Annotated in this window: 20 protein-coding genes and 1 other RNA gene; 13 read left to right on the top strand and 8 right to left on the bottom strand. The window is 59.6% G+C overall.

Features of this window, described 5'->3' with window-relative positions; all coding sequences use genetic code 11:
• Window positions 1-115: 115 nt before the first annotated feature.
• The 3 genes from hisD to Q6L55_05895 are packed head-to-tail and all read left to right on the top strand — an operon-like array spanning window position 116 to window position 3,337.
• On the top strand, window positions 116-1,411 hold the full coding sequence (hisD, locus tag Q6L55_05905) for a histidinol dehydrogenase (GenBank protein ID MEN9258248.1): 1,296 nt from the start codon (window positions 116-118) through the stop codon (window positions 1,409-1,411).
• Window positions 1,405-1,803 (top strand): universal stress protein, encoded by a 399-nt coding sequence (locus Q6L55_05900; GenBank protein MEN9258247.1) that lies wholly within the window; start codon window positions 1,405-1,407, stop codon window positions 1,801-1,803. The genes hisD and Q6L55_05900 overlap by 7 nt, the downstream gene beginning before the upstream one ends.
• Window positions 1,796-3,337, top strand: coding sequence for an AAA family ATPase (locus Q6L55_05895; GenBank protein ID MEN9258246.1), 1,542 nt, complete (start codon window positions 1,796-1,798; stop codon window positions 3,335-3,337). Before Q6L55_05900 ends, Q6L55_05895 begins: the two co-directional genes overlap by 8 nt.
• Here the strand turns inward: Q6L55_05895 and Q6L55_05890 are convergent.
• A complete protein-coding gene (locus Q6L55_05890; protein ID MEN9258245.1) occupies window positions 3,332-3,715 on the bottom strand; it encodes a hypothetical protein in 384 nt (127 codons plus the stop codon). The genes Q6L55_05895 and Q6L55_05890 overlap by 6 nt on opposite strands.
• A gap of 102 nt (window positions 3,716-3,817) precedes the next feature.
• On the opposite strand from Q6L55_05890, the gene Q6L55_05885 reads away from it, so the two are divergent.
• Complete coding sequence (locus Q6L55_05885; protein ID MEN9258244.1) at window positions 3,818-5,623, top strand: pyruvate kinase; 1,806 nt, start codon at window positions 3,818-3,820, stop codon at window positions 5,621-5,623.
• Window positions 5,624-5,625: 2 nt separating this feature from the next.
• On the opposite strand, the gene Q6L55_05880 is transcribed toward Q6L55_05885, so the two are convergent.
• Window positions 5,626-6,339, bottom strand: coding sequence for a hypothetical protein (locus Q6L55_05880; protein MEN9258243.1), 714 nt, complete (start codon window positions 6,337-6,339; stop codon window positions 5,626-5,628).
• 171 nt (window positions 6,340-6,510) lie between these two features.
• On the opposite strand from Q6L55_05880, the gene Q6L55_05875 reads away from it, so the two are divergent.
• The 4 genes from Q6L55_05875 to Q6L55_05860 are packed head-to-tail and all read left to right on the top strand — an operon-like array spanning window position 6,511 to window position 10,315.
• Entirely contained in the window at window positions 6,511-7,794 is a 1,284-nt protein-coding gene (locus tag Q6L55_05875) for a hypothetical protein (protein MEN9258242.1), read from the top strand.
• A 44-nt stretch (window positions 7,795-7,838) separates the two neighbouring features.
• The gene (locus Q6L55_05870) at window positions 7,839-8,753 is read left to right on the top strand and encodes a hypothetical protein (GenBank protein ID MEN9258241.1); all 915 of its coding nucleotides are present in this window, start codon (window positions 7,839-7,841) and stop codon (window positions 8,751-8,753) included.
• A gap of 2 nt (window positions 8,754-8,755) precedes the next feature.
• Window positions 8,756-9,151, top strand: coding sequence for a hypothetical protein (locus Q6L55_05865; GenBank protein ID MEN9258240.1), 396 nt, complete (start codon window positions 8,756-8,758; stop codon window positions 9,149-9,151).
• Window positions 9,152-9,211: 60 nt separating this feature from the next.
• The gene (locus tag Q6L55_05860) at window positions 9,212-10,315 is read left to right on the top strand and encodes a WD40 repeat domain-containing protein (GenBank protein ID MEN9258239.1); all 1,104 of its coding nucleotides are present in this window, start codon (window positions 9,212-9,214) and stop codon (window positions 10,313-10,315) included.
• Here Q6L55_05860 and thpR read toward each other — a convergent pair.
• On the bottom strand, window positions 10,305-10,889 hold the full coding sequence (gene thpR, locus Q6L55_05855; GenBank protein ID MEN9258238.1) for an RNA 2',3'-cyclic phosphodiesterase: 585 nt from the start codon (window positions 10,887-10,889) through the stop codon (window positions 10,305-10,307). The two genes, Q6L55_05860 and thpR, sit on opposite strands and share 11 nt — an antisense overlap.
• 64 nt (window positions 10,890-10,953) lie before the next feature.
• Here thpR and Q6L55_05850 point away from each other — a divergent pair, with 64 nt between their 5' ends.
• On the top strand, window positions 10,954-13,431 hold the full coding sequence (locus Q6L55_05850) for a sigma 54-interacting transcriptional regulator (protein MEN9258237.1): 2,478 nt from the start codon (window positions 10,954-10,956) through the stop codon (window positions 13,429-13,431).
• Here Q6L55_05850 and trpE read toward each other — a convergent pair.
• Window positions 13,428-14,897: an anthranilate synthase component I gene (trpE, locus tag Q6L55_05845; protein ID MEN9258236.1), complete on the bottom strand. Its 1,470-nt coding sequence runs from the start codon at window positions 14,895-14,897 to the stop codon at window positions 13,428-13,430. The genes Q6L55_05850 and trpE overlap by 4 nt on opposite strands.
• Window positions 14,894-16,153 (bottom strand): PrsW family glutamic-type intramembrane protease, encoded by a 1,260-nt coding sequence (locus Q6L55_05840; GenBank protein MEN9258235.1) that lies wholly within the window; start codon window positions 16,151-16,153, stop codon window positions 14,894-14,896. The genes trpE and Q6L55_05840 overlap by 4 nt, the downstream gene beginning before the upstream one ends.
• Window positions 16,154-16,256: 103 nt before the next feature.
• Between Q6L55_05840 and ssrA the strand changes: the two genes are divergently transcribed.
• The 3 genes from ssrA (at window position 16,257) to Q6L55_05825 (ending at window position 18,633) form a co-directional block, all read left to right on the top strand.
• Window positions 16,257-16,641: a transfer-messenger RNA gene (gene ssrA / locus Q6L55_05835) on the top strand.
• Window positions 16,642-16,845: 204 nt separating this feature from the next.
• Window positions 16,846-17,340, top strand: a complete 495-nt coding sequence (gene sixA, locus Q6L55_05830; protein ID MEN9258234.1) for a phosphohistidine phosphatase SixA — start codon at window positions 16,846-16,848, stop codon at window positions 17,338-17,340.
• Entirely contained in the window at window positions 17,341-18,633 is a 1,293-nt protein-coding gene (locus Q6L55_05825) for a cobyrinate a,c-diamide synthase (GenBank protein MEN9258233.1), read from the top strand.
• Here the strand turns inward: Q6L55_05825 and Q6L55_05820 are convergent.
• Window positions 18,604-19,866 carry a competence/damage-inducible protein A gene (locus Q6L55_05820; GenBank protein MEN9258232.1) on the bottom strand — a complete coding sequence of 421 codons (1,263 nt, stop codon included), beginning with the start codon at window positions 19,864-19,866 and terminating at the stop codon, window positions 18,604-18,606. The two genes, Q6L55_05825 and Q6L55_05820, sit on opposite strands and share 30 nt — an antisense overlap.
• Before the next feature lie 404 nt (window positions 19,867-20,270).
• Window positions 20,271-20,732 (bottom strand): Hsp20/alpha crystallin family protein, encoded by a 462-nt coding sequence (locus Q6L55_05815; protein ID MEN9258231.1) that lies wholly within the window; start codon window positions 20,730-20,732, stop codon window positions 20,271-20,273.
• 137 nt (window positions 20,733-20,869) lie between these two features.
• Between Q6L55_05815 and Q6L55_05810 the strand changes: the two genes are divergently transcribed.
• Window positions 20,870-21,778: an AEC family transporter gene (locus Q6L55_05810; GenBank protein MEN9258230.1), complete on the top strand. Its 909-nt coding sequence runs from the start codon at window positions 20,870-20,872 to the stop codon at window positions 21,776-21,778.
• Here the strand turns inward: Q6L55_05810 and Q6L55_05805 are convergent.
• Window positions 21,743-24,037, bottom strand: coding sequence for a glycosyltransferase (locus tag Q6L55_05805; protein MEN9258229.1), 2,295 nt, complete (start codon window positions 24,035-24,037; stop codon window positions 21,743-21,745). The genes Q6L55_05810 and Q6L55_05805 overlap by 36 nt on opposite strands.
• Window positions 24,038-24,039: the final 2 nt, after the last annotated feature.

The following is a 24,039-nucleotide window of genomic DNA, read 5'->3' as shown; positions in this document are numbered from 1 at the left end:
TCAAGGGCCAAGGCATGATCTGGGACAGTTTTTAACAGGACTTAACCAAGGCCGCTGTTTTGCGGGCCATTTGAGCTACAACAGGGAAAAGAGCAGCAGCGGGGGTCAGCCCGATATGTTACGTGTTGTCACCCACGGGGGCGAAGCCCGAGCCGAATTGGGGCGCATCAGTCAACGCTTGGCGGACACCCAGGTGCAGGCGGAGCAGGTGCGGGAGATTCTGGCCCAAGTGCGACGACGGGGCGACCAGGCCCTAGTGGACTACACGCGCCAGTTTGACCAGGTGGACCTGACCCCAGGCGAATTTCTGGTCTCCGGTTCGGAGTTGGATGCGGCCTACCAGCAGGTCTCGCCGGAGTTATTGGCGGCCATCCGTTTAGCCCACCAGCGGATTACGGAATTTCACCGGCAGCGGGTACCCCAGACCTGGGTGCATTTTGCTCCGGATGGCATGGTCCTGGGCAAGCGGTACACAGCAGTGGAGCGGGCCGGTATTTATATCCCCGGCGGGCGGGCGGCCTATCCCAGTACGGTATTGATGAACTGTATTCCGGCCAAGGTGGCGGGGGTTTCCCGGATTGCCATGGTCACACCCCCCGGACCGGACAAAAGCGTCAATCCGGCGGTGCTGGTGGCGGCCCAGGAGTGCGGTGTGCAGGAAATCTATCGCATCGGCGGGGCGCAGGCGATTGGGGCGCTGGCTTTTGGCACGGAGACCATCCCGGCGGTGGATGTGATCACCGGTCCGGGCAACATTTACGTCACGCTGGCGAAAAAAGAGGTCTATGGCCGGGTGGGGATTGACAGCCTGGCAGGGCCATCAGAAGTGCTGATCATCGCCGACAGCACGGCCCAACCCCAGCACGTGGCGGCGGATTTACTGGCCCAAGCGGAACACGACCCGATGGCGGCCGCTATTTTGCTTACGCCCGATGCTGATTTGGCCCGGCAGGTGGTGCAGGCGGTGGCGGAGCAACTGGAGCACCATCCCCGGCGTCTGTTGACGGAAAAGTCCATCGCCCATTATGGGTTGGTGGTGGTGGTGGAGTCGTTGGAGCAGGCGGCGAGTTTGGCTAACGAATTTGCGCCGGAGCATTTGGAGTTGGCGGTGGCGGAACCCTGGGATTTGTTGCCCCAGATTCGCCATGCGGGGGCCATTTTCTTGGGGCACCATACGCCGGAGGCCCTGGGGGATTACCTGGCCGGTCCCAATCACACTCTGCCTACCGGCGGCGCGGCCCGCTACAGTTCAGCCCTGGGGGTGGAAACGTTTCTCAAAGCCAGCAGTCTTGTCTGTGCGTCGGCGGAGGCCCTACGGCAACTGGGCGAAGCTGTGATAGTCTTAGCGGAGACGGAGGGGCTTCATTCCCACGCCGAGTCGGTGCGGGTGCGGTTGCAGGCGGAATGCTAAAGACGGTGGTGGTGGCGGTGGACGGTTCGGAAATCGCCAGGGCGGTGATCAAGCGGTTGCAGTGGTTGCGCCTGGACCCCAACGGTCAGGTCCATCTGGTGTATGTCCAACCGCCCCCGGACCCGGACCGGCCTGCGGATGTCCCCCAGCCCCAACCGGATTTAACCACCTATTTGGACCAATGTCGACAGGTTGTCCCTTGCCCTTGTAGTGTGGAAATGCTGGTGGGCGACCCGGCCAGTGAAATCGTGCGGTGGGCAGCCCGCTGCGGTGCCCAACTTATTGTGGTGGGCAGTCGGGGGTTGACGGGGGTGGAGCGGATTTTGCAGCGGTCGGTGAGCGCCCAGGTGGTGGCCGACGCCCCCTGTTCAGTGCTGGTGGTGCATGGCTGAGTCGTTTTCCCCCTTGATCCAGCGGCTGCAGCAGCCGGATTTTTATCCCCACCCGGTGCGGGACATCCAGGTGCAGCAAACCCACATTTCCTGGGTGGTTTTGACAGGGAATTACGCCTATAAGGTGAAAAAGCCGGTGAATTTTGGGTTTTTGGATTTCACTACCCTGGAAAAACGCCGCCATTTTTGCCAGGAGGAGGTGCGGTTAAACCAACGGCTAGCCCCCCAGCTTTATCTGGAGGTGGTCCCCATCACGGTTGATGCCCAGGGGCGGTACCATTTGGGCGACGGCGGCACGGTCATAGACTATGCGGTGAAGATGCGTCAGTTTGACCAGGATGACCTGTGGCTGCGCTGTTTTGAACAGGGGCGGTTGACGGTGCAGGACCTAGAGAAACTAGGGGACCAAATTGCCCAGTTCCATCAGATGGCGGCGACCAACGCCTACATCACCGCTTTTGGGTCACTCCCGGTGATCCAAGGGGTGGTGGAGGGCAATTATCAGGCCACGCTGCCCTATGTGAAACGTTGGGGTTTGGAGCCGCTATTTCAGGCCACCAAGGCGTTTACAGACCGCTATCTCCAAGATCACGCTGACTGGTTTGTTGAGCGGCAGCAGCAGGGGAAAATCCGGGAGTGTCATGGGGATTTGCACCTAGGTAACATTTGTTTTTTCCAGGGGCAGACTTGTGTGTTTGACTGCATTGAATTTAACGATGAATTTCGCCTGACGGATGTGATCTACGACGTGGCGTTTTTGGTGATGGATTTGCAGTTTCGCGGACGACGGGATTTGGCCTATGCTTTCTTGAACCGCTATGTGGAACAGACGGGGGATTATCTGGCGGTGCGGTTGCTGCCTTTTTATTGCAGTGTGCGGGCCTATGTCCGGGCGAAGGTGAATTCTTTTTTGGCCAGTGACTCGGGCGCACCCCCATCCCTACAGGAAGCGGCGAAAAACTGGGCCATGGACTACTACCAAGCGGCCTACGGCTACAGCCAGCCCACCCGACCGAAGTTGTTTTTGATGACGGGGTTATCGGGGTCGGGGAAATCTACGGTGGGGCGCTATCTGGGCCAGACCTATGGGGCGATTCACATCCGTTCGGATGCGGTGCGCAAACACTTGGCCGGTGTGCCCCTGTACCAGCGGGGGGGGCCGGAGATATACACGTCGGAGATGTCGGCACGTACCTATGGCGAGTTATTGCGCTTGGGGGTGGAATTGCTGCGCCAGGGCCAGTCGGTGGTCTTGGATGCTAAGTACGACTGGGTGCGCTCCCGGGGGGAAGTGTTAGAGGCAGTCAAAGACTTGCCGGTGGATGTGTATATTATTCATACCCACGCGCCGGTGGAAATTCTGCGGGAGCGATTGCAACAACGGACAGGGGATATTGCCGATGCCACGGCGGATTTGTTGCCCCAACAACTGGCGGAATGGGAACCGTTTACCCAACAGGAGCAGGTCTATGTGCGCTCGGTAGATACCAGACAATCGCCGGCGGTTTGGCAGCGGCAATTGCAGGGGTTATAAACGGCGCGCCGGGGGACGATAACCGTTTTTCACTGCTTCATTGAAGGCAAGGCGATAGCCCACTGTAAACCAAACCAAGGTCCAGGCAAAAAAACTGATGACGGTCACCCCCCAGCACGCACCAAAAGATAGGGGAACCCAGGTCGGCAGCAAACGAAAACCTAAGCCATAGGCCAGGGGAATACCCGCCAGATTATGGGACCACCAAAACAACACAATATACAGGGCGCCCAGCTCCAGTCCTGGTGGCAATTTTCGCCCCGCCAGCGCTAAATACATCTCCATCAAGGGTTGTCCCGGTAACCCCGGTCGGCCGATTAATCCTAGCATGGTGAGGGCTGTCACGCCCTGGACCAACGTTTCTATTCCTGTGGACATGGTAGTCACTCACAAAACCAAATTTATTGTTAATTTTATGGGGCGGGAAGGCGAATTTGGCGGGCTATAATGAACGAATAAGGCAATGGTGTTCAGTGAATCATGGCTGCGTCTTTGGCCGATTTAATTGACCAGGTGACCCAACTGCGGGACCACGCTCTGCATTTGGAAACGACCTACCGGGATGTGGTGGCTCGAGTGGCACCGTCCTATCAACCTAGCGCCCGCAATCTTTTGCATTATTTGGCTCTGCGCCAGCACGATGTCCGGCCTTTGCAAGATGAGCTGGCGGCGTTGGGGTTGAGTTCCCTGGGACGCTGTGAAGCCCATACGCTCCACACGCTGGAACAGGTTTTGCGGGCTTTGCATTGTCTGGCGGGCCGGGTGTATCGGGGGGAGGGGGTGACGCCGCCGGTGAATTTCCAGGAGGGTCAGCGTCTGTTGCGGGACCACAGCCGGGAGTTATTTGGGGAATTGCCTGCCGGTCGCCATCGGCACATCATGGTCACCATGCCGACGGAAGCAGCTACGCAACCGGCCCTGGTGGCGCAACTTTTAGCGGAGGGGATGGACATTATGCGCATTAACTGCGCCCACGATGAACCGGCGGTTTGGTTGCGGATGATTGAGCATTTGCGCCAGGCCCAACGGCAAATCGGTCGCCCCTGTAGGATATGCGCGGATATGGCTGGTCCGAAGTTGCGCACGGGGACCTGGCCGGGGGTGCCGGTGCTGAAGCTGCGTCCTAAGCGGGATTTGCGGGGTCGGGTGCTGGCGCCGGCGCGGTTTTGGTTGGTGGCGGAAGGGGCGGATGCGGCTACCCTAGCCGGTACGGTGGTGCCCGTCAAGGGGGATTTGGTGGCCCAGGCCCAGGTGGGGGATGCCATTGCCTTGGAGGATGCGGCGGGACGGCGGCGGTCTCTGGTGGTGGTGGCCAAGGAGGCGGAGGCTCTCCAGGTCGCCAGTCAACGGACGGTTTACCTGGAAACGGGGTTGTCCCTCCGGCTTTGGCATCAGGGGCAACCGGTGGCGGCCACGGCGGAAATCGGCTTTTTGCCCCCCCGCTACGAAGGGATTCCGGTGCAGGTGGGGGATGAATTGCTCCTGGTGCCGGAGACGGACAGGGCAGACCCAACGGCTCGTCCCCCGGTGGTGCCCTGTACGTTGGGGGAGGCGTTGGCGGCGGTGCAACCGGGGCAGCGGATTTGGTTTGACGACGGTAAGGTGGGGGGGCGGGTGTTGGCCAAGGAGGGGCAACGCCTGCGGCTAGAGATCACCACCACGCGCCCGGGCGGCGATGCGCTTAAGCCGGAAAAGGGGATCAATCTACCGGATACGGAGTTGTCGTTGCCGGCGCTGACGGACCAGGACCGAGAAAATTTGGCCATTTTGGCGCCCCATATTGACCTGGTGGGGTTATCCTTTGTGCGCAAGCCGGCGGATGTCCAGGCCTTGACCCAAGAACTTACCCGTTTGCAGGCGGACCACGTGGGTATCATCCTTAAGATCGAAAATGCCCAGGCCTTCGAGAACCTGCCGTGGTTACTGCTGGCAAGTCTGGAGCGACCGCCGGTGGGGGTGATGGTGGCGCGGGGGGATTTGGCGGTGGAGGTGGGGTTTGAGCGCCTGGCGGAGGTGCAGGAGGAAATTCTTTGGCTGTGCGAGGCGGCCCATGTGCCGGTCATCTGGGCGACTCAGGTGCTGGAGTCCATGGCCAAAACGGGGATGCCGTCCCGGGCGGAGGTCTCGGATGCGGTGATGAGCGAGCGGGCTGAGTGCGTGATGCTCAACAAGGGTCCCTACATTGTGGAGGCAACCCGTTTTTTGGTGGATGTACTGGAGCGGATGGCGGCCCACCAGGCAAAAAAACGGGCGCGCTTACGTTCTCTGGCGGTGGCCCAGCTTTAGGGTCATTCGCAGGCAAAGGAGGGAAATACCTTGACCTGGGTCACGTTGCCAGTTGGGTTGCTCAGGGTGAAATCAAAGGGTTGGCGTTGACCGGGGCGCAGTTGCTTTAGCGGTTGACCACGCCAGGTGCCGTCGTCGGTCAGGGCTAAGGTGGACACCACTTGGATTTGGCCTTGGGCGTCGTAACCAGCGGCGATGACTTCGGGATTTTTGTTGGGGGCGCGACCGGTGGCGTTGTAGGTGCCCCGGAGGCGGAAGTCGTTGCCCTGGCGCTGGATTTGCAGGTTGGTTATGGTGGCCGCCCCATTGACGGACCCCCGCAGGCGTAACCCCTTAGCGGTCAGGCGGGCGGACTGGACGGGTCCCTGGATTTTGCGGCCATCTCGGATGCGGACAAAGGGGGACGTTTCTCCTGGGGGAATCACGCCACGGGATGCCATCACCTGGTCGAGGGCCATGACCCCCGCTTCTTTGGCGGTCAACCGGTCCACCCCCACCGGTCTCCCCTGGGCATCCCGGTACTGAATGTCCACCTGTACAAAACACAGGGGTTGCGGGTAAGTATTGCGGACTTCGCCCACTACTAGGATGGAACCGGTACTGGTCCGGCGCATCTGGTGGGAGATAATTGCCACGGGCACTTCCGTTTGCGCCCCCACCGGTAAACCCATCAGTCCCCACCCCAACAGAGCTAACCAGGGACGCAGGAGGGTCAAAAAGGGGGGTTTAGGGGGCCTGGATACCAACATATGCAAAACCACCATGGAGTCATTGGTCGGCTATAGACGTCCTTCGGCGATGGGGGTTCCCTCGGGATAAATCAAAGGGTCGCCAGGGCTATCCGGGACCGATTTGTTAAAATAACGAAGGGTTTGACGATGATACGGATGCTGCCTGATCCCCGGGTCATTGCTGCTGTTGAAAACCTCCATCACCAGGTGACGGTGGCGGATGTGGCAGCGGAAACGGGTTTGGCTTTACCGATTGTCAACCGGGAATTGGCGAATTTAGCCAGTTTGACCCTGGGCCACTTGGTGGTTTCCGAAAGCGGGGAGATTCTCTACAAATTTAGCCCCAATTTGCGGGTTATCTTATTGCAGCGGTCCTTGGCGGCGCGGGTGCGGGGAATCCTGCAACAAGTCTGGCGATTGGTCTTTTACCTGATTCGCATTTCCTTTGGGATTGTGTTGGTGGTTTCCATCGTCTTGGTGTTGATTGCCATCGGCGTGGCTCTGGTGGTTATTAGCAGCAGTGGTGGCCGCGATGGGGACGGTCGCCGGGGTGAAAGTTATGGCGGTGGCATGAGTTTTGGGGGTGGATTCTGGTTCAGTCCCTTTGATGTGTTCTGGCTGAGTTATGACTACCAACCCCGGCGCGCTCAGTCATCATCGGAAAACCGGCGGGGCTTCCTGGAAAATGTGTTTGCCTTTTTGTTTGGCGATGGCAACCCCAATGGGGATTTAGAGGAGCGGCGCTGGCGCTTGATTGCCCAGGTGATTCGCAACCAGGATGGGGTGGTGGTGGGGGAGCAGATTTTGCCTTATTTGGATGAGGTGTCCCCGGAGGCTTTGGAGTCGGAGGATTACATGCTGCCGGTATTGGCCAAATTCAATGGCTATCCTGAGGTGACGCCCCAGGGGGGACTGGTATATCGCTTTCCCGATTTGCAGCGGGTGGCTGCTAAACGCCCCAAACGGGACGTGGCGCCCTATCTGGAAGAAAAGCATTGGCCCTTCAATGAGGCGGGTTTGGGGGCGAATGTTTTGTCCGCCAGTTTGGGGGGGTTGTATTTGGGGGGTTCGCTGGTGCTGGGTTCTTTGTTGGCGGACCCGGTGGTGCAAGCTCAAACGACGGGTTTTCTGGGGTTTATCCAGGGCATCTATAGCTTTCTGTTGGGCTATGCCATTTTGTTCTTGGCGATTCCTGCGGGGCGCTATCTGTGGTTGCAGTGGGTTAATCAGCGCATCCGTCGCCGTAACCAGATACGCCAAGCTCGCACGCGCTTGCTCCACGAACCCCCTGTGCAACAAAAGTTGGCGGCTGCTCGCCAATTCGCCATTGCCCAGACGGCTGTCGCGGAAGAGCAGGTGGTTTACACCACGGAAAAGAGTTTGTTGCAACAGGAGTTTGAGCAGTTGTTGGCCGGCGAACCATCGCTTGAAACTTCCTAATAGTAAATTAGGGGGGGGACGTTGGCGCGAAGGGGGATGGCCTGATGGTGCTGGTGCCGGTTGTGATGGGGATGGTGACGCTAGGGACGGCTTTAGAAGGAGCCGCTAAGGCATGGGCGGGTTGGCAAAAACTGGAGGAGGCCCAGGCCTGCAGAGAAGCGGCGGAGAAGCAGTATCGGCAAAAACAGGGGGAACTGGTCCGGTGTGCAGAGGATACACGGGCGCTACTGCTGGACACGGTGGAGCGGTTTGTGGCTTTGGCGAAACGGTTGCAACAACAGGTGGCCGTGCGGGACCTACAGACTCTCCAGGGACTGCCAATCACTGGCCCGTCAGCTGCGCCGCTCCGGTGGGATGAGATGGCTGAAGCAATTGCCCAAGTTATCCAAACTGGCTCCATGTTAGGGTCCATGGTCAGTACGGCTGCCGCTGCTGCAGGGGGCACCTTTACCCTGGCTTCATTAATAGGCACAGCCAGCACAGGGGCGGCTATCAGTTCTCTGAGTGGGGCAGCGGCGACTAGTGCGACCCTGGCGTGGTTGGGTGGTGGCGCTTTGGCAGCCGGTGGTGGTGGCATGGCGCTGGGTTCCGCCATTTTGGGGGGGATGACTTTGGGGCCGGCTCTGCTGGTTGGCGGACGGCTGCTGGCAGGCCAAGGGGAAGAAGCCCTCACCCAAGCTCGGCAGTATGCGGCGCAAGTACAGGTCGCTATCGCCCAAATGGAGACCTACATCCACTTGCTCCAAACGGACGTTCAGCCGCGTATCCGGGAACTCATGGCCTTGGTGCAACAGCTGGATCAAAGCAGCCAACAAGCCCTTGACCAACCGGAACAGGCCATTGAGAGGGGATTCAACCCGCCCCAGGATGCGGTGGTATTTCAGCAGGCCGTTCTGCTGGTCAAAGGGCTGGTGGAACTGCTGCAATCCCCCCTCCTGGATGCCCAGCAGCTCTCTTAGGGATGTTTCCGCCAAACGCTCCAGCTGCTCTATCTAACCTGCTGAGTCTGGTGCATGGGCTGGTCGCCGCCTATCAGGACTATCAAAACCTCTACGAGCGGGAAGTGACGCGCCGCCAACAGATTGCTGCTTGGGAAAAAGCTGTCCTGGCCGAAATCGCTACCAAGCGTCAATTGTTGTTGGGTTATCTCGAACAGGTCTTGGCTGAGCGCCGTCAGATTTGTCAAGTCCTGCTGACCCAGATAGACTGTGCGGTGGCCCGGGGCGATAACGAGCAGTTGCCCGCCCTTTTACAAACCCTCATCACCCTGGCCCAAAATGCGCCGTTTAAGGATTTAGGAGATTTGCAAAAGGTGCAGGCCCAGTTGGCCAACCCCGATCACGTTTGGGAACTGTAACTTCTTAAGAATTCGGGCGGGACAACTACACTACAGGTATAGTTGGTTGTGGAGATGGGCATGACCTTAGGAGCTGACCCCTACCGCCGCTGCCCCCGTTGTGGTTACGACCGCAATCCCGCCCAGGCGCTGCGTTGTGAAATCTGTAATTTTGCCCTGCAAAAGCGGCGGTTTCCCTGGGGGCTAGTGGGATGGGGCCTAGGGTTGGTGCTCCTGGGTGGCCTGGGTTATGGGTACACCCGCCACTTTGGACCCCTAGCAACCCAACCCGCTGCCAAGGCCACGCCAGCCCGCCTGCAGGCAACGCTGACCGGTCACACAGGTTACATCAATACGGTGGTGTTTACCCCCGACGGCCGCTACTTGCTTAGCGCCAGTGAAGACAAGACCATCCGGGTGTGGGAGGTGACCACGGGTCAGGCGGTGCGTACGCTAGTGGGTCATAGGGAGGAGGTGCTGGGGCTGGCCGTCACCCCCGATGGACGCACGGCCATTAGCGGCGGCAAGGACAAGTTGATCAAAATCTGGGATTTGACAACCGGTCGGGAGCAACAAACGTTACGGGGTCATGGTTATTGGGTAACAGCCATTGCCATCCATCCCCAAGGGGACCGCTTCGCCAGCGCCAGTTACGACCGCACCGTACGCCTATGGCACCTTGATGGCCGCCCTCTCCAAATCCTTAAAGGGCATGACAATATTGTGCTTTACGTTGCCTTTAGCCCTGATGGCAAGGACCTGCTCAGCGCCAGTGTGGACCAAACTATCCGCTGGTGGCGCGATGGCCGACTGCATCACACCTTCACTGGACATACCAGTGATGTCAACTGGTTGGCCTTTGCCCCTGATGGTCAAGCTTTTGTCAGTGTCAGCCGGGATGCCACCTTGCGCTACTGGAATCTCAACACCCGCCAGGTAGTTCACACCTTGACCGGCCATATCGGCGAGATTTTCACTGTTGCCCTGCACCCTAACGAAAAATGGGTGGCCAGCGCCGGCCGTGACCACGTGATCCGCCTATGGGATTTGCGCCAGGGTCGGGAAATCGCCCAATTGGAAGGTCACACCGGTTGGGTCTATGGCATCAGCTTTAGCCCCGACGGACGACTCCTGGCCAGCGGCAGCGTTGATAAAACGGTCAAACTCTGGGCGATTACCCCCTAAATGACCAGGCGGCCATAACCCGATACTGGGGACCTTGCGGGGTCAAGGTGCTGTGGTAGAGCACCAGGGCCTGGGCTTGCCACGGGATGGGTTGTCTTGGGGAGGCCAGGTGGGAAGGCACAGTGGTGGGGTTCCGCAGCCGCCCTAAGGTGATATGGCCCCGCCAGGGTCGGGTTTCGGGGGGGAAACCAATGGCCTGCAAGCAGTGGTCAGTGCGACGCACCAGGTCCTGTAACTCAGCCGTGGTGGGCACCCGACAGGCAATCACCCGGGCCTGACGTCGGTTGGGGAAAACCTGGGGCGGTGTCAGGGTTAAAGACAGGGTACTCGGCACCCCCTGTTGATTCAGGGCTGCGATCAAAGCCTCAATCTGGGCTGGCCGTAAATCCCCTAAAAAGCGCACGGTCAAATGCCACTGTTCCGGTTGGACCCAACGCACGTGGTCACTCCCAGTGGCCGCCCGCAGCCGCTGATGGTGGTGCATGAGATAGGCTCGTGCTGCCGCATCCGGGGGAATGGCCAAAAAGGTACGTAGGGGGCCATCCTGAGCAGTGGTTGCTGGTGTAGTCATCATTGCGGTGATCGGGCTGTTGGTAGTACGTCTATCGTAGGAATTAATAACCCGGGGACTATGCGCCATGACTATTGATGAGCGTCTGGCCTGGCTAAAAACTGTTACGTTTCTGGCAGCGTTGCCCACCCCGGCTTTAGAAGCCATTGCCCAAGCCCTACAGGTGGAACGGTATGCCGCTCAACAATGCCTGGCCCTAGAAGGTCAACCGGTCACCCACCTGTACATCCTGCGGTCGGGACGGTGTGAAACCTGGTCCGCCCAAGGGGGTCTACCGCCCCTGTGCTTGCTCCCGGGCGCTGTTTTCCCCTGGCAGGAACTGCTCCTGGACCAGCCGGCACGGCAGACGGTGGTGGCCCTGACGGATGGGGAACTTTGGACCCTGGCGCGGGAGCCTTTCTTGGCCCTGGTCCAGCAGTTTCCCGAACTAGGGCAGCCCCTACCCTTTCCCGATGCCGCCACGCGCCTAACCTACGAGCAGGAACGGCAAGCTGTCCTGCGTCCCTACTTGGTGCCCCGGGTGAAACAGGGCATTGTAGGTCACAGTCGCTATGCGGTGCGGTTGCGCCAGGCTATCAAACAAGCCACCCGCGACCGGCGCCCCGTGCTGATTTTTGGGGAACCCGGTTTGGAAAAGGACAACATTGCCGCCCTGATTCACTATGGCTCCCCCGACCGGCGCCAGCCCCTGATCAAATTCAACTGTGGGATGTTGTCACCCACAGGCGCGGAGCTATTCGGAAAAGCTGGGGGTAAACCGGGACTGCTGGATTGGCTGGGGCAGGGTACCCTCATTCTCAACAACGTCCACGAATGGCCCGGGCATCTGTACTTGCAACTGCGACGCCTGGTGGCGGAAGGACGCTATAACCCGGTGGGAGATGGACCGGTGGTCTCCCGCCCGCTTCAGGGACGGTTGATCCTGATTGCCGAGACCAAAACCTGCGATTGTCGGGACCTAGTGGGCCATGTCATCAAAGTGCCTCCCTTGCGGGTGTGCAAAGCGGATATCGAAGCCTGGGTGCATTACTACATCGCCCGCTACTGCCGCCAAAAAGGGTTATCCAAGCCCCGGGTGGCCCCCGAAGCCCTGCGCCGCCTGCAAAGCTACGACTTTCCCGGCAATTTGCGGGAGTTGGCCAGCTTAGTGGAGCGGGCACTGCTCCAGGCGGAAGGGGCTGCCGTTTTAACCGAAGAAGTGTTTTGGCCGGAGCGTGCTCGCCAACGACGCTGGCGCTGGAACCTCCTCCAGGCCTACCCCTGGCTACGGCGTTTTTTGCGCAGTCCCTGGTGGCCCGATGCCTTAAACTACGGTCTCACCCTGTGGCTGTTTCCAGTAATTGTGGCCATTGGTTTTTGGGGGCCCCAGGACCGCGCCCACAATGTGACCCTCCACCTGTTTTGGGCCTGGTGGTGGCCGGTATCGCTGGTGTTGTTTCCCTTTTTGGGACGCATCTGGTGCGCCGTCTGTCCCTTCATGATTTATGGGGAGCTGCTGCAAAGGCTATCCCTGAAGCTCTGGCCCCGCAAGCTGCGTCCCTGGCCGCGACCGCTGGCGGAAAAGTGGGGGGGCTGGTTTTTGTTGGCCCTGTTTGCCCTGATCCTGCTGTGGGAAGAACTCTGGGATTTGCCCAACACCGCCTATCTCTCCAGTTGGTTGTTGGTGCTGATTACGGCGGGGGCGGTGATGTGCTCCCAAATTTATGAGCGGCGGTTTTGGTGTCGCTACCTGTGCCCCATTGGGGGAATGAACGGCCTGTTTGCCAAGTTGTCCATAACTGAGTTGCGCTCGCAGCAGGGGGTGTGCGCCGCCAAATGCACCACCTATTCGTGCTACAAGGGGGGTCCGGCGTTGGGGGAAGGGCAAGCCACCGGCGGCTGTCCCCTGTACTCCCATCCGGCCCAACTGGCGGACAACCGCAACTGCGTCCTGTGCATGACCTGCCTGAAGGCCTGCCCCCATCGCTCGGTGGAGCTGAACCTGCGCCCGCCCGGCATTGACCTGTGGACCACCCAGGAAGCCAGCGCCGCCGAAGTGTGCCTGTTGTTGCTGCTGCTGGGGGCGGTGGTGCTGCACCGGTTACCTTTGCTGGAACAGTGGTGGGAGTTAACGCCCGCCGGACGACCCGCTCAAGGAGTCATCGCCATTGCCGCCTTGGCCTTACCCGGTGGTCTGGTGTGGTTCTGGCATCGGGTGCAGCAAGCGCTAGGCCGCCCCACCCCCTTCCTGTCCTTGGCCTACAGCTACTTGCCCCTGGTGCTGGGCGCTAACCTGGCCTACTACCTGCCCTTGGGGTTGGGGGAAGCGGGTCACCTTTTGCCGGTGACATTGGCCACCTTTGGTGTGACAGGGGTGCCTTTACCCGCTTGGCAGGCCCATCCGGCGGTGATCGGTTTTCTGCAGTCGGCAGCCCTCGGGGGAAGCACCCTGGCCAGCCTATGGCTCAGCCACCGAATCAGCCGCCTGCCCCTGGCGTCCCTCTGGCCCCATCAGGTGGGTATTCTGGCCATGGCCGCCGCCTTGACCTGGCTCATCAAGACCTAATTCCCCAGGGCCGCGATGGCCGCCAGTAACCCCTTGGCCTTATTCCAGGTCTCCTGATACTCCCGCTGGGGGTCGGAATCCGCCACCACGCCGGCGCCGGCCCGTACCCGCACCCACCCCCGATGCACCACCATCGTCCGCAGGGTAATGGCCGTATTCAACTGCCCCTCAAAGTCGTAGTAGCCATAGCAACCCGCATAAGGCCCCCGCCGCCGGTGCTCTAGCTCATAGATGATTTGCATGGCCCGAATCTTGGGGGCGCCGCTGACCGTGCCGGCGGGAAAACAGGCCTTCAGGGCATCCCAAGCGGTGTACTCGGGCGCCAACGTCGCCACCACATTGCTTACCAGGTGCATCACGTGGGAGTAGCGCTCGATCACCATCATTTCGTCCACCCGTACCGTTCCCCGTTGGGCCACCCGCCCCAGGTCATTACGGGCCAAATCCACCAGCATTACGTGTTCCGCCACCTCCTTCGGGTCCCGGCGCAGTTCCTCCGCCAACTGGGCATCCGCTTCCGGGGTAGCCCCCCGCGGACGGGTACCGGCAATCGGGCGCACCGTTACCAGGCGACCCTCCGTTTTCACCATCACCTCCGGACTCGACCCCACCAACTGCCAATCCCCGAATTGGAAAAAGGCCATGTAAGGCGATGGATTCACCAGCCGCAGGGAGCGATAGAGCAAAAACGGGTCCCCGCTATAGGGTGTGCGCAACTCCTGGGAAAGCACCACCTGAAAAATATCCCCCCGGTGGATGTAGTCCTTGGCCTGGCGCACCGCTGCCTGAAACGCCTCGGGCGTGGTATCGCTGTGGAGGTCCAAGGTGCGGGCGTTGGGCTGCCACACCAGGCGGGTCACCTCCGGCGGCAGCGGTTTTTCTAGCCGGGCGATCAACTCCTGCACCTTCCCCTGGGCCTGTTCATAGGCCGTGCGCACATCCGTCTGGCGGGTATCCCCGTAGGCCACCACCCAAATCTGGCGCCGCACCTGGTCAAACACCAGCAGGTGGTCCATTTGCAGCCAGCAGCCATCCGGCAACTCCCCTTGGGTCACCACCGGCACCGTCGGTTCCAGCCAGCGGATGAGTTCATAACCCCAAAACCCAAACAGTCCCCCCAACCCCGGCGGCAACTCCGGCAACGTCACCGGTTGATAGGGCGCCAGACATTGGGGAATCACCGCAAAGGGCGACCCCTGCCAAACCCGCCTCGTCCCATCCCGGAACACCTGCTCACAGCGGTCCCCCCAAGCCGTCAGCACCCACAGCGGGTCACACCCCAACAAGCTATAACGTCCGATGCGCTCGCCCCCCTCCACCGACTCCAGCAGGAAGCTATAGGGCTGGCCGCAACACACCCGGTACCAGGCCGACACAGGCGTATCCACATCCGCCGGCAGCACCCCATACACGGGGATAAAATTCCCCCGCTCACTCAGCCGCTGAAACGTCTCCCAGGTGGTCATGGACGGCGGGCCAAGGTTGTGGCGAAATTCTCCTCCCGGTGGGGCGACAGTTGGCGTGCCTTGAGAATCGCCGCTGAAAGCATCACATAGGCCAAGATACCCACCACCGCTGCCGCCCACACCCCAATCGTATCCGACGCATTCCACAGGGCATGCACCAGGGACGCCAGGCCATAGGCCGTAGGAATCACCATCCCGGCGTACCTGGGTTTGAGCGCCGCCAGGCCAATGCCATAGCCCACATAGCCGCTATAGGCCATGTGACCCACCACCGACCCCAAAATGCGCGGGATCAACAACTGCAACCCCACCAGTTCCCCCACCGCTGGACCCGCCTGTTGCCCCACCTGCTGGATGATCCCCGGCACATACTCCCCCATCGTCTCCAGCCAGGTAAAGCCCAAGGCCGACGCCGCCCCGTAGATAATGCCATCCAAGGGTTCTACCACCCCCACCCGGGAGCGCGCCGGGGGAGCCAGCCGTCGTCCCAGCCACCAAAACAGACCAATCGGCAGCGCCTTGATCAACTCCTCCAACAACCCCGCCCCAAAAAAATGGGAAATCAACTGGGCGGCAAAACTGCGGTTACTGGGGTCAATCTGGCCAGGAAGAATACCCCGAAAAATAAATGCCAAAATGTGCCAAACCGGGCTTAGCAGCAGTACAACCGTCAACAGGGCAACCAAGGTAATGGCCCACCAGGGCTTGGCTTTCCCGCAGAGCTGGTAAATGAAGTAAAACCCACCTGCTCCCAGCAAAAAGGCCAAGCAAGCATTAAACAGCAGCGGGTTGCCGATGGTGGCAAAAAGCGCAATCACCCCAACGACAGCTACCGTGGCCGGTATCAAGTGGGCCTTGCGGGCCAGCGCCTGACCACTGCCCACCACCGGGATCAACTGACTCAAGCTCAAATCCGTCCCCCCTGCCGGCTGTACCGGTTCTGGACCCACCAGGGTCACCTGCACCACCGTCCGTCCCAGGCGAATCACACTCCCATTGCGCAGGGGCACCGGGGTTGACCCTAAGCGTTGCCCATCCACCCAAGGCGGGTTGGACACCCGTAAACAACGCAAGAAGACCCTCCGACCGTCCGTTGTCATTTCCGCCTGCAACCCGGAAACCGTCGGGTCGGTAAACACCACATCACACTGGCTGGGGTCACGGCCCAAGCGAATCACCACCGTCGGGTCAGATAAAGGAATCTGGCGGCGGTGCTGGCGACCCTCCTCTTGCCACTCCAAAACAATGAAACCCACAGGCGACCCCAAGACGTTTCCCTGGCTCCATTATGGCCGGTTAACCACCCCCGTTCCAAGCTGGCCACCTTTATCTCTGACAAGCTAGAATACAGTTAGACAGGGGGCCGTAATGGCTTCGACGTGTCGGCGAACGCGCCTCCGATGATGCAGGCCGAGCATGAGCACTGCTCGTAAATCCAGGCTCAAGCGCGTAAGTGCGAACAACATCGTTCCTTTTGCTCGTAAAGCGGCCGTTGTGGCTGCCTAAGGGTCAGTAGGACGACCTCGAGCCGCTCATGGTGACACCGTTAAGCCATGAGTGATCCCCAACGGTTGCGCTAACAGGATTTGCACGGTTGCCTGTTAGCCAAGGGTTAACCGTGAACCCCTGGTCGGTTTGGGACAAAATCGGCCCCTGGTGTCTGGGTGAAGACACCTAAGCCTGTGAACGATTCGGACGCTACTACCCGATGCGGACAGCGGTTCGATTCCGCTCGGCTCCATGAACACCCACCCCAAGGCTGATTGCAGTATCCAGTTGTCCTTGGCCAGCGATGCTTATTCGCTCAGTTGCTGGTCCGTAACCTGAAACGGGTGTTATTGATGTTTTTTCTTTAATTTGTTGATCAGGCCCCAGGGTACAGGCCCGTTACCGGTTGATCGGTTAGTTCTGGGTTTGCAGGTGGCGTCCCTGGGTTAAAATTGGGGCTATGAAACTCTACCTGATTCGTCACGGGATTGCCCAGGAGCCGGAGCCAGACCAGCCCGACAGTCAGCGGGTCTTAACCAAGGAAGGTTACAAGAAAACGCGGGCGGTGGCCCAACGGCTAGTGGAGTTAGGGGTGCAGGTGGACGTGATTTTGACGAGTCCCTACCTGCGGGCCAGTCAGACGGCAGTGATTTGTCACGAAGCGGGCATGGGGCCGATGCCGGTGGTCCACGAAGCCCTGCAGCCGGATGGGGATTGGCACCAATGGTTGACCTGGTGGCAGGAATGGTTGGACCAGGGGGGAGGGCCGGTAGCGCTGGTGGGACATCAGCCGGATTTAGGACACTGGGCCGAGCGGTTGGTCTGGGGGGAAGCACGGGACAAGCTGGTGTTGAAAAAAGCGGGTGTGGTCCTGCTGGAGTTGCCAGATCAGGGGTCGCCGGTGGGGCAAGCGCAACTGCTGTGGTTGCTGCCCCCCAAGGTGTTAGTAGATTAAATGGGTTTAATCCTGGCTGGAGAGCGCAGTAGTGTTGGTAAAACTACGGTTACTCTGGCGATATTAGCCGCTTTGACGGCCCAAGGGGAAAAGGTGCAGTCGTTTAAGATGGGACCGGATTATCTCGACCCCCTGTGGCACCGCTGGATCACCCAACGCCCCTGCCCCAACTTGGATGTTCTGCTCACGTCGCCAGCCTACGTCCAACGCTGTTACGCCTATCACACCCGCGATGCATCCTATGCCCTAGTCGAAGGGGTAATGGGGTTGTTTGACGGCCCCAGCAGTACGGCTGACATCGCTCGGCTGTTGAATTTGCCGGTGGTGTTGGTGGTGGATTGCCAGCGGTTAGCAGGTTCGGTGGCCGCTGTGGTGCACGGTTATCGCAGTTGGGACCCTGCCGTATCCATCGCCGGGGTAGTGCTCAACCGGGTGGCCGGTGACCGTCACAGCCAATTACTACGCCAAGCCTTGGAGCCGTTGGGTGTTCCCATCCTGGGGGAATGTCGCCGCTGGGATGCCCTACACCGCCCGGAACGCCACCTGGGGCTGGTTACTCCCCTGGAAGCCGCCGATTTAACTCCCTGGCGCGCTGCCCTGGTCCACTGCGGCCAAACCTGTTTTGACTGGGACCGGCTGCGACCGTTGCTCCAGGTTTCCCCCCGGGGTTTGAGCCATCCCCCCTGGCCGACCCTCCATTGCCAGAAACCCGTGACCTTGGCGATCGCCCGCGATGCCGCCTTTTGTTTCTACTACGACGATGGCTTGGCTCTGTTGCAGGCAGCGGGCGTCACCCTCAGGTTTTGGAGTCCCCTTCAGGACGGACCCTTGCCCCCGGACGTCCATGGGTTGTTGCTGGGGGGTGGCTATCCCGAACTCTATGCCGAAGCCTTAAGCAGTCAAAGGGACGTTTGCTGTGACCTGCGGCGGCGGATTGCCCAGGGATTGCCGGTCTATGGGGAGTGTGGGGGGTTGATGGTGCTGGGCCAGAGCCTGACGGACCTCTCCGGGCGCACCTGGCCGATGGTGGGGGCTTTACCCATTACCACCGCCATGACCCAGCGCCTAACTCTGGGTTACCGACGTGTACTGGTCAATCGGGACACCTGTTTTGTCAGCTGGGGAGAAACCCTGGTGGGACATGAGTTTCATTACTCTCAGGTCACCGGTGGGACAGCCGAACCCTGCTACGGCCATGCCACCCTGCATGCTTCTTACCTCCACTGCCATTGGGGGGGATGTCCTACCCAAGTCCAACGGTTTTTAGACCGGGTGCAGCAATACGCGCCGTAGGTGGTCTAGGGCTTGACAGGCGCTCAGGTGGCGAATCCAATCACGGCCCCGCTCCGGGCTAAAGCGATGTTCCCAAGACTGCACCAGTCCCGCCGGCCCCGCCAACCCGATGTACACCAGCCCCACCGGTTTGGTTGCTGTAGCTCCCCCTGGTCCAGCAATGCCCGTCATGCTTAGGCCCCAGGTGGTTCCCAGCCGTTCCCGTACCCCCTTGGCCATCGCCGCTGCGGTTGCTGCACTGACGGCTCCCTGGGTGGCCAGCACCGTCGCTGGTACCTGGAGCAGTTGTTCCTTGACCGCATTAGCATAGGCCACGATTCCCCCCTGAAAATAGGCCGAACTTCCCGGCACATCGGTGATCATGGCCCCTAACAACCCCCCGGTACAGGATTCCGCCACCGCCAGGGTTTCCTGTCGTTCCTGCAGTAGCCGCCCCACCACCTGGGCCAGCGTCTCCTCATCCGCCCCGTAGCAGTCCGCCCCCACCCGCTCCCGCAACTGCTGCTCGACCGGAGCAATCAAGGCCAGGGCCGTTTCCCGGTCTTTAGCTCGCGCCGTAATCCGCAGCCGCGTTTCCCCCTTACCCGCATAGGGAGCCACCGTCGGGTTCGTCAGGTCAAAAAAATCCCGCACCTTTTCTGCCAGCGCCGCTTCAGAAATCCCCCAAAACCGGAGATTGCGGCTCAAAAACACCTGGGTCACCCAGCCGTGTTGGTGTAAGTAGGGCACCGCCGTTTCCCGCCACATGGCCTGCAACTCGCTGGGAACCCCTGGAAAGGTCATGATGGTGACCTCAGGGCGGGGGGACCAGATCATGCCGGGTGCCGTACCCCGGGGGTTAGGGATGACTTGGGCGCCCTGGGGTAAAAGGGCCTGCTTGCGGTTGTTTTCTGGGGTAAGCAGTCCCCGGCGGGCGTACTTGGCCTGAATCTCGGCAAAGATGTCTGGATGTTCCACCAGGGGCGTCTGGAAAAACTGGGCGATGGCCTCCGTGGTCAAGTCATCGGGCGTGGGACCCAAACCGCCGGTGCAGAGAATCAATTGGGAGCGCCGGGTGGCGTAGTCCAGCACCTGATGAATACGCTCGATATTGTCGCCGACGACCGTTTGGAAATAGTGGGGAATACCCAAGGCGGCCAACTCCTGGGCCAAAAATTGGGCATTGGTGTTGGTAATTTCCCCCAGCAGTAATTCCGTACCGATGGCAATAATTTCTGCACTTTTGGTGCTCATGGAAAGGCCTTGCTCCTATGGCAACCACAGTAAAATTATCCCACAGTTGTCTACCCTGGCTATCAACCGTGTTTATCCAGCAAGAATTTGTCGGTCCGTTTGCCGTGGGATTAACTTGAGATGTGGCCAGGGGAAACAACGCGCATCAACCATGAATGTGGCCCAGCAAAACTGACAGTCGTTGCGCCACTATTGGTTAGGGGAAGGACTTGCTCTATCTCGGCCTTACCTGCACAAAAAGGGCAAATTTATGGGAGTCCTGAAGGCATCCGACAGTCTTAGCCAAGAGTTGATTTGCCCCTGCCGGTCTGGTAGCTACCTGCGGCGCAAATTATAAACCGGGGCCAATAAAAAAAATCCCCCTTCCCGGGGGCTGGCAACCGGCAGGGAGTCAAACGGATAGATTAGCTTTGGGCCTCGGTCAGTTGGGGTTTGAACACTTGGGTCTTGACTTCCGGAGCCTTGGGCAAGGTCAGGGTCAAGATGCCATCGCGGTATTCCGCCTTGGTTTGGTCGTGCGCCACCGGTACGGGCAAGGGGATCACCCGTTGGAACCGGCCATAGCGCAATTCCGTCCGCACCGCGCCCTTGCTTTCTTCCCGTTTTTCAAAGCGGTGTTCACCGGCAATTTGCACGGCTTCCCGCGTGACGCTCACATCCAGGTCTTCTTTTTTGACACCGGGAATTTCCGCCTTCAGGATCAGGGCGTCAGGCGTGTCTTGCAACTCCACCGCCGGCACCCAATCCACCCCCCGGTTCACTTGCGTGTCGTCGTCGCGGCGCAGCATTTCGTCAAACAACCGGTCCATCTGCCGCCGCATGATTTCCAATTCCCGGAACGGGTCAACCCAGCGTACCAAAGCCATAGCCCTCACCTCCTATTTGACAGTTTGGCATGGTCATCGGTTGACACCTTTGACCTGCTAATCTTATTCTGGAGCAGCCCAAGCGTGAGACGCAGCCGCAGAAACCGTAATTGGAGCGGGCAATAACCGAACGTTGCATGGAGTCGGTCATCCACGTTTACACGCCGTTTGTGCTCTGGACGGGGCTGGGACTCCTGACGCAACGGTGGCTGCCGGAGTCATTCCCCCATCTGTTGGGGCGCACCTTGTACTGGGTGGGGGTGCCGCTGCAAATTTTCGCCCTGGTGCGCCATACGGACTTTGACGGGCTGGTGTGGGTGGTGCCCCTGCTGGCGCTGGCGGTCATTTGTGGGAATCTGGCGCTGATGTGGCTGGGGGTGCGCTGGTGGTCCGCCAAACTCTCTATTGCCCAGCAGGGGAGCCTGGTGCTGGCCGGTACCCTGGTGAATACGGGGTTTGTGGGGCTGGGGATCGCGCCGGGACTGGTGGATAGCCACGCCTGGGACTGGGTGGTGAGCTACAGCTTGACCAATAATCTCCTGGGCACCTACGGGATTGGGATTTGGGTGGCGGGGTATTTTGGCGCGCGGCAGACGGCAACGGCCTACGACTGGAAAAAGCTACTGCTCACTCCGACCCTCTGGGCCTTCGCCTTAAGTTACCTGTGCCGCCCGCTGCTGTTTCCCGGCTGGTTGGAGACGGCGTTAGACCAGTCGGTGCCAGTGGTCATCGGTGCAGCCTTTGTACTCACCGGTTGGCGGTTGTATCAGGTGGGATGGAACGGCAGTTGGCGACTGGCTGCCTGGCCGGCCCTGATGCGCATTGGGGTCATGCCCCTGCTGGTGGGATTGGCGCTCACCCTCGCCCAGGTACAAGACGGGGAACGTCTGGCGGTGGTCCTCATGGCCGGGATGCCTACTGCCATCGCCACCTTGATCTTTGCTGAAGAATACGAACTAGACCGGGACATTCTGGCGGCCACCATCGCCCTGACCACCGCCGGTGTTTTGTTAACCGTGCCCCTGTGGTTGTGGTGCTTTGGCTAGGGGGGCATGCTGGGTGAATTTGCTCAGGCCGTGAATCGTCTTTTCCCAGTAAAAGGGCTTGGTAAACAGTTGCCAAAGGGCCATATAGGCCGCCGCCGAATGCAATAACCAGTACACCGGATTTAGCAGCGCGTAGGGAGTCAAACTGTAGTATTTCCGGCGAAACACCGCGATCATGTTCAGATAAATACCGATGCTGTTGCCCAGGAGCAAATTAAACAGGGAAACGTACAAAATCCAGCCAGGAAACAGTTGTTCCAGCCAGGGGGCGCGGGAAATCGCCGCATAAATAAACAGCAACCACAGCAGGGGATTGCTCAAAAAACACACCACCGTCCCCCCCACAAAAAACTGATAGGCCAGCCAGTTCCCTAATCCCAACGTACGCAACGAACGCCAGGGATTGCGGTTATGCACCAGCCAGGTTTGCATATAGCCCTTAATCCAGCGGGAGCGTTGGCGAATCCAGTTTTTCAGGCGACAGTTAGCTTCTTCGTAGGTCGTCGAATCAATCACCCCCACCCGATACCCCCGCTGGCTGGCGCGAATCCCCAAATCCGCATCCTCCGTCACATTAAACGGGTCCCAACCCCCCAACTCCAACAACCGGTCCGTGCGGAAATGATTGCTGGTGCCCCCCAAAGGAATCGGCAGGCCCAACCGGTCCAGCCCCGGCAGTAAATAGTCAAACCAGTAGGAATACTCCAGGGTAAACATGCGGGTCAAAAAGTTTTCGTCCCGGTTGAAATAATTGAGCGCCGCCTGCACACAAACCAGATTGGGGGGACCCTTGCGAAAAGCAATGATGGCTTTTTTGAGCTGGTCCGGGTCCGGGATATCCTCCGCGTCGTAGATGGTGAGATATTGGCCTTGGGCAAAGGCCAAACCGTAATTGCAGGCCTTGGGTTTGGTTTTGGGCTGACTGTCGGGGATGTAGATGAAACGGATATAGCGGGGGGGATGGGCAGCCTTGGCCGCTTCAATCGTCACCCGGTCATTCTCTTCCAGTAGCAGTAAAACATCGAGTTTTTCCTTGGGGTAATCCAGTTGCCCTAACCCCTTAATCAACATGGAGACGATGGCCGGCTCGTTATAGACAGGCACCAGGATGGTGTAAACCGGGAGTTCCTCGTCTTTGAGCTGGGCAATTTCCTCGAGGGAAATGTACTGTTTGCGGTCCACCGACCCCACCAAACTCAACAACAACTTGAACCCAATGGCAGCGATGTAAAACAAGTTGATCACCGACAGAACAATAGACAAAGTGAGGGATGGGTGGTGCAGCAATCCCCCAACCAACAGTACCCCCAAACTGTACAGGCAAAGGATTTGGGCCGGCGTGAAAACCTGGGCTGCCGATTCCCGGGGAGAGCGGGCCAGCAACCGATACACCGCCTGCCAACTCCACAACCGGCGAAACACCCCATCCAGTAAATAGGTCACATCGCTTTCTGTGCCCAGGACTTTAGTGATTTCCACCCCCGGAAATCGCCGGTGAATTTCCCCATTGACCCCCATATCCAAAGGGTCTTGCACCATCACCAGCAGTGTGCGCTCATCAACCCAGTGCAAAGGCACAAACAACCGCCGTGCCATCACCTGGGGGTCAAACTGCCGTACCAGATGCTCATCCATGGACCAGGCCGGCGTGCCGATGAGCTGGGAGTAGCTAGGGCAGCCCGTGAGTTCCACCAGAACCTGTAACAAGGCCTGTGGCTTTACGTAATCCAAGCGGGTGAGCACCTGACCGATGGGGGAACCGTTGCGCCGGCAGATGTCCACCACCTCCTGCCACTGCTGGGGGGTCACCATACCCGCCTGCACCAGCTTTTGCCCCAGATGCAAATGCACCACCAAACGCCCAATTTCGGTGCTGGTTGCTAGCAAAGGGGACACCTGGGCACAGGGCCAAATGGTCGCCACGATGGTCTGGGCGTGGGGATAACTCCCGTCGGTGACCGCCACTGCCAGGGTGCGATCATCCTGCCAAGCGCAAGGGAAAAGCTCCACTTGACTCCAGTAGTGGGGCGGGCGCACCTGACTTAGGCCCAAATCCAACCGGTGGTCCTGCAACCATTCCCGCAGTAGCATTTCGTGGGTCATTCTGGCCCGGGCTGTAATATAGGCATTCTCGCTAATGCCGAGTTCCTTGAGCGCATCCCGCAGGGTACAATCCTGTAATCGCTGTTGCACCTGGGCCCATTGGTCAGGGGTGAGCAAGCCAGCCGTCACCAAAACCGCAGGGTCGAAGGAGCGCATGG

Origin of the sequence: Gloeomargarita sp. SRBZ-1_bins_9, from assembly GCA_039794565.1 — a bacterium.
Taxonomy (GTDB): domain Bacteria; phylum Cyanobacteriota; class Cyanobacteriia; order Gloeomargaritales; family Gloeomargaritaceae; genus Gloeomargarita.
Note: the sequence above shows the minus strand (reverse complement) of the source record. Positions and strands in the feature narration are given on the sequence as shown.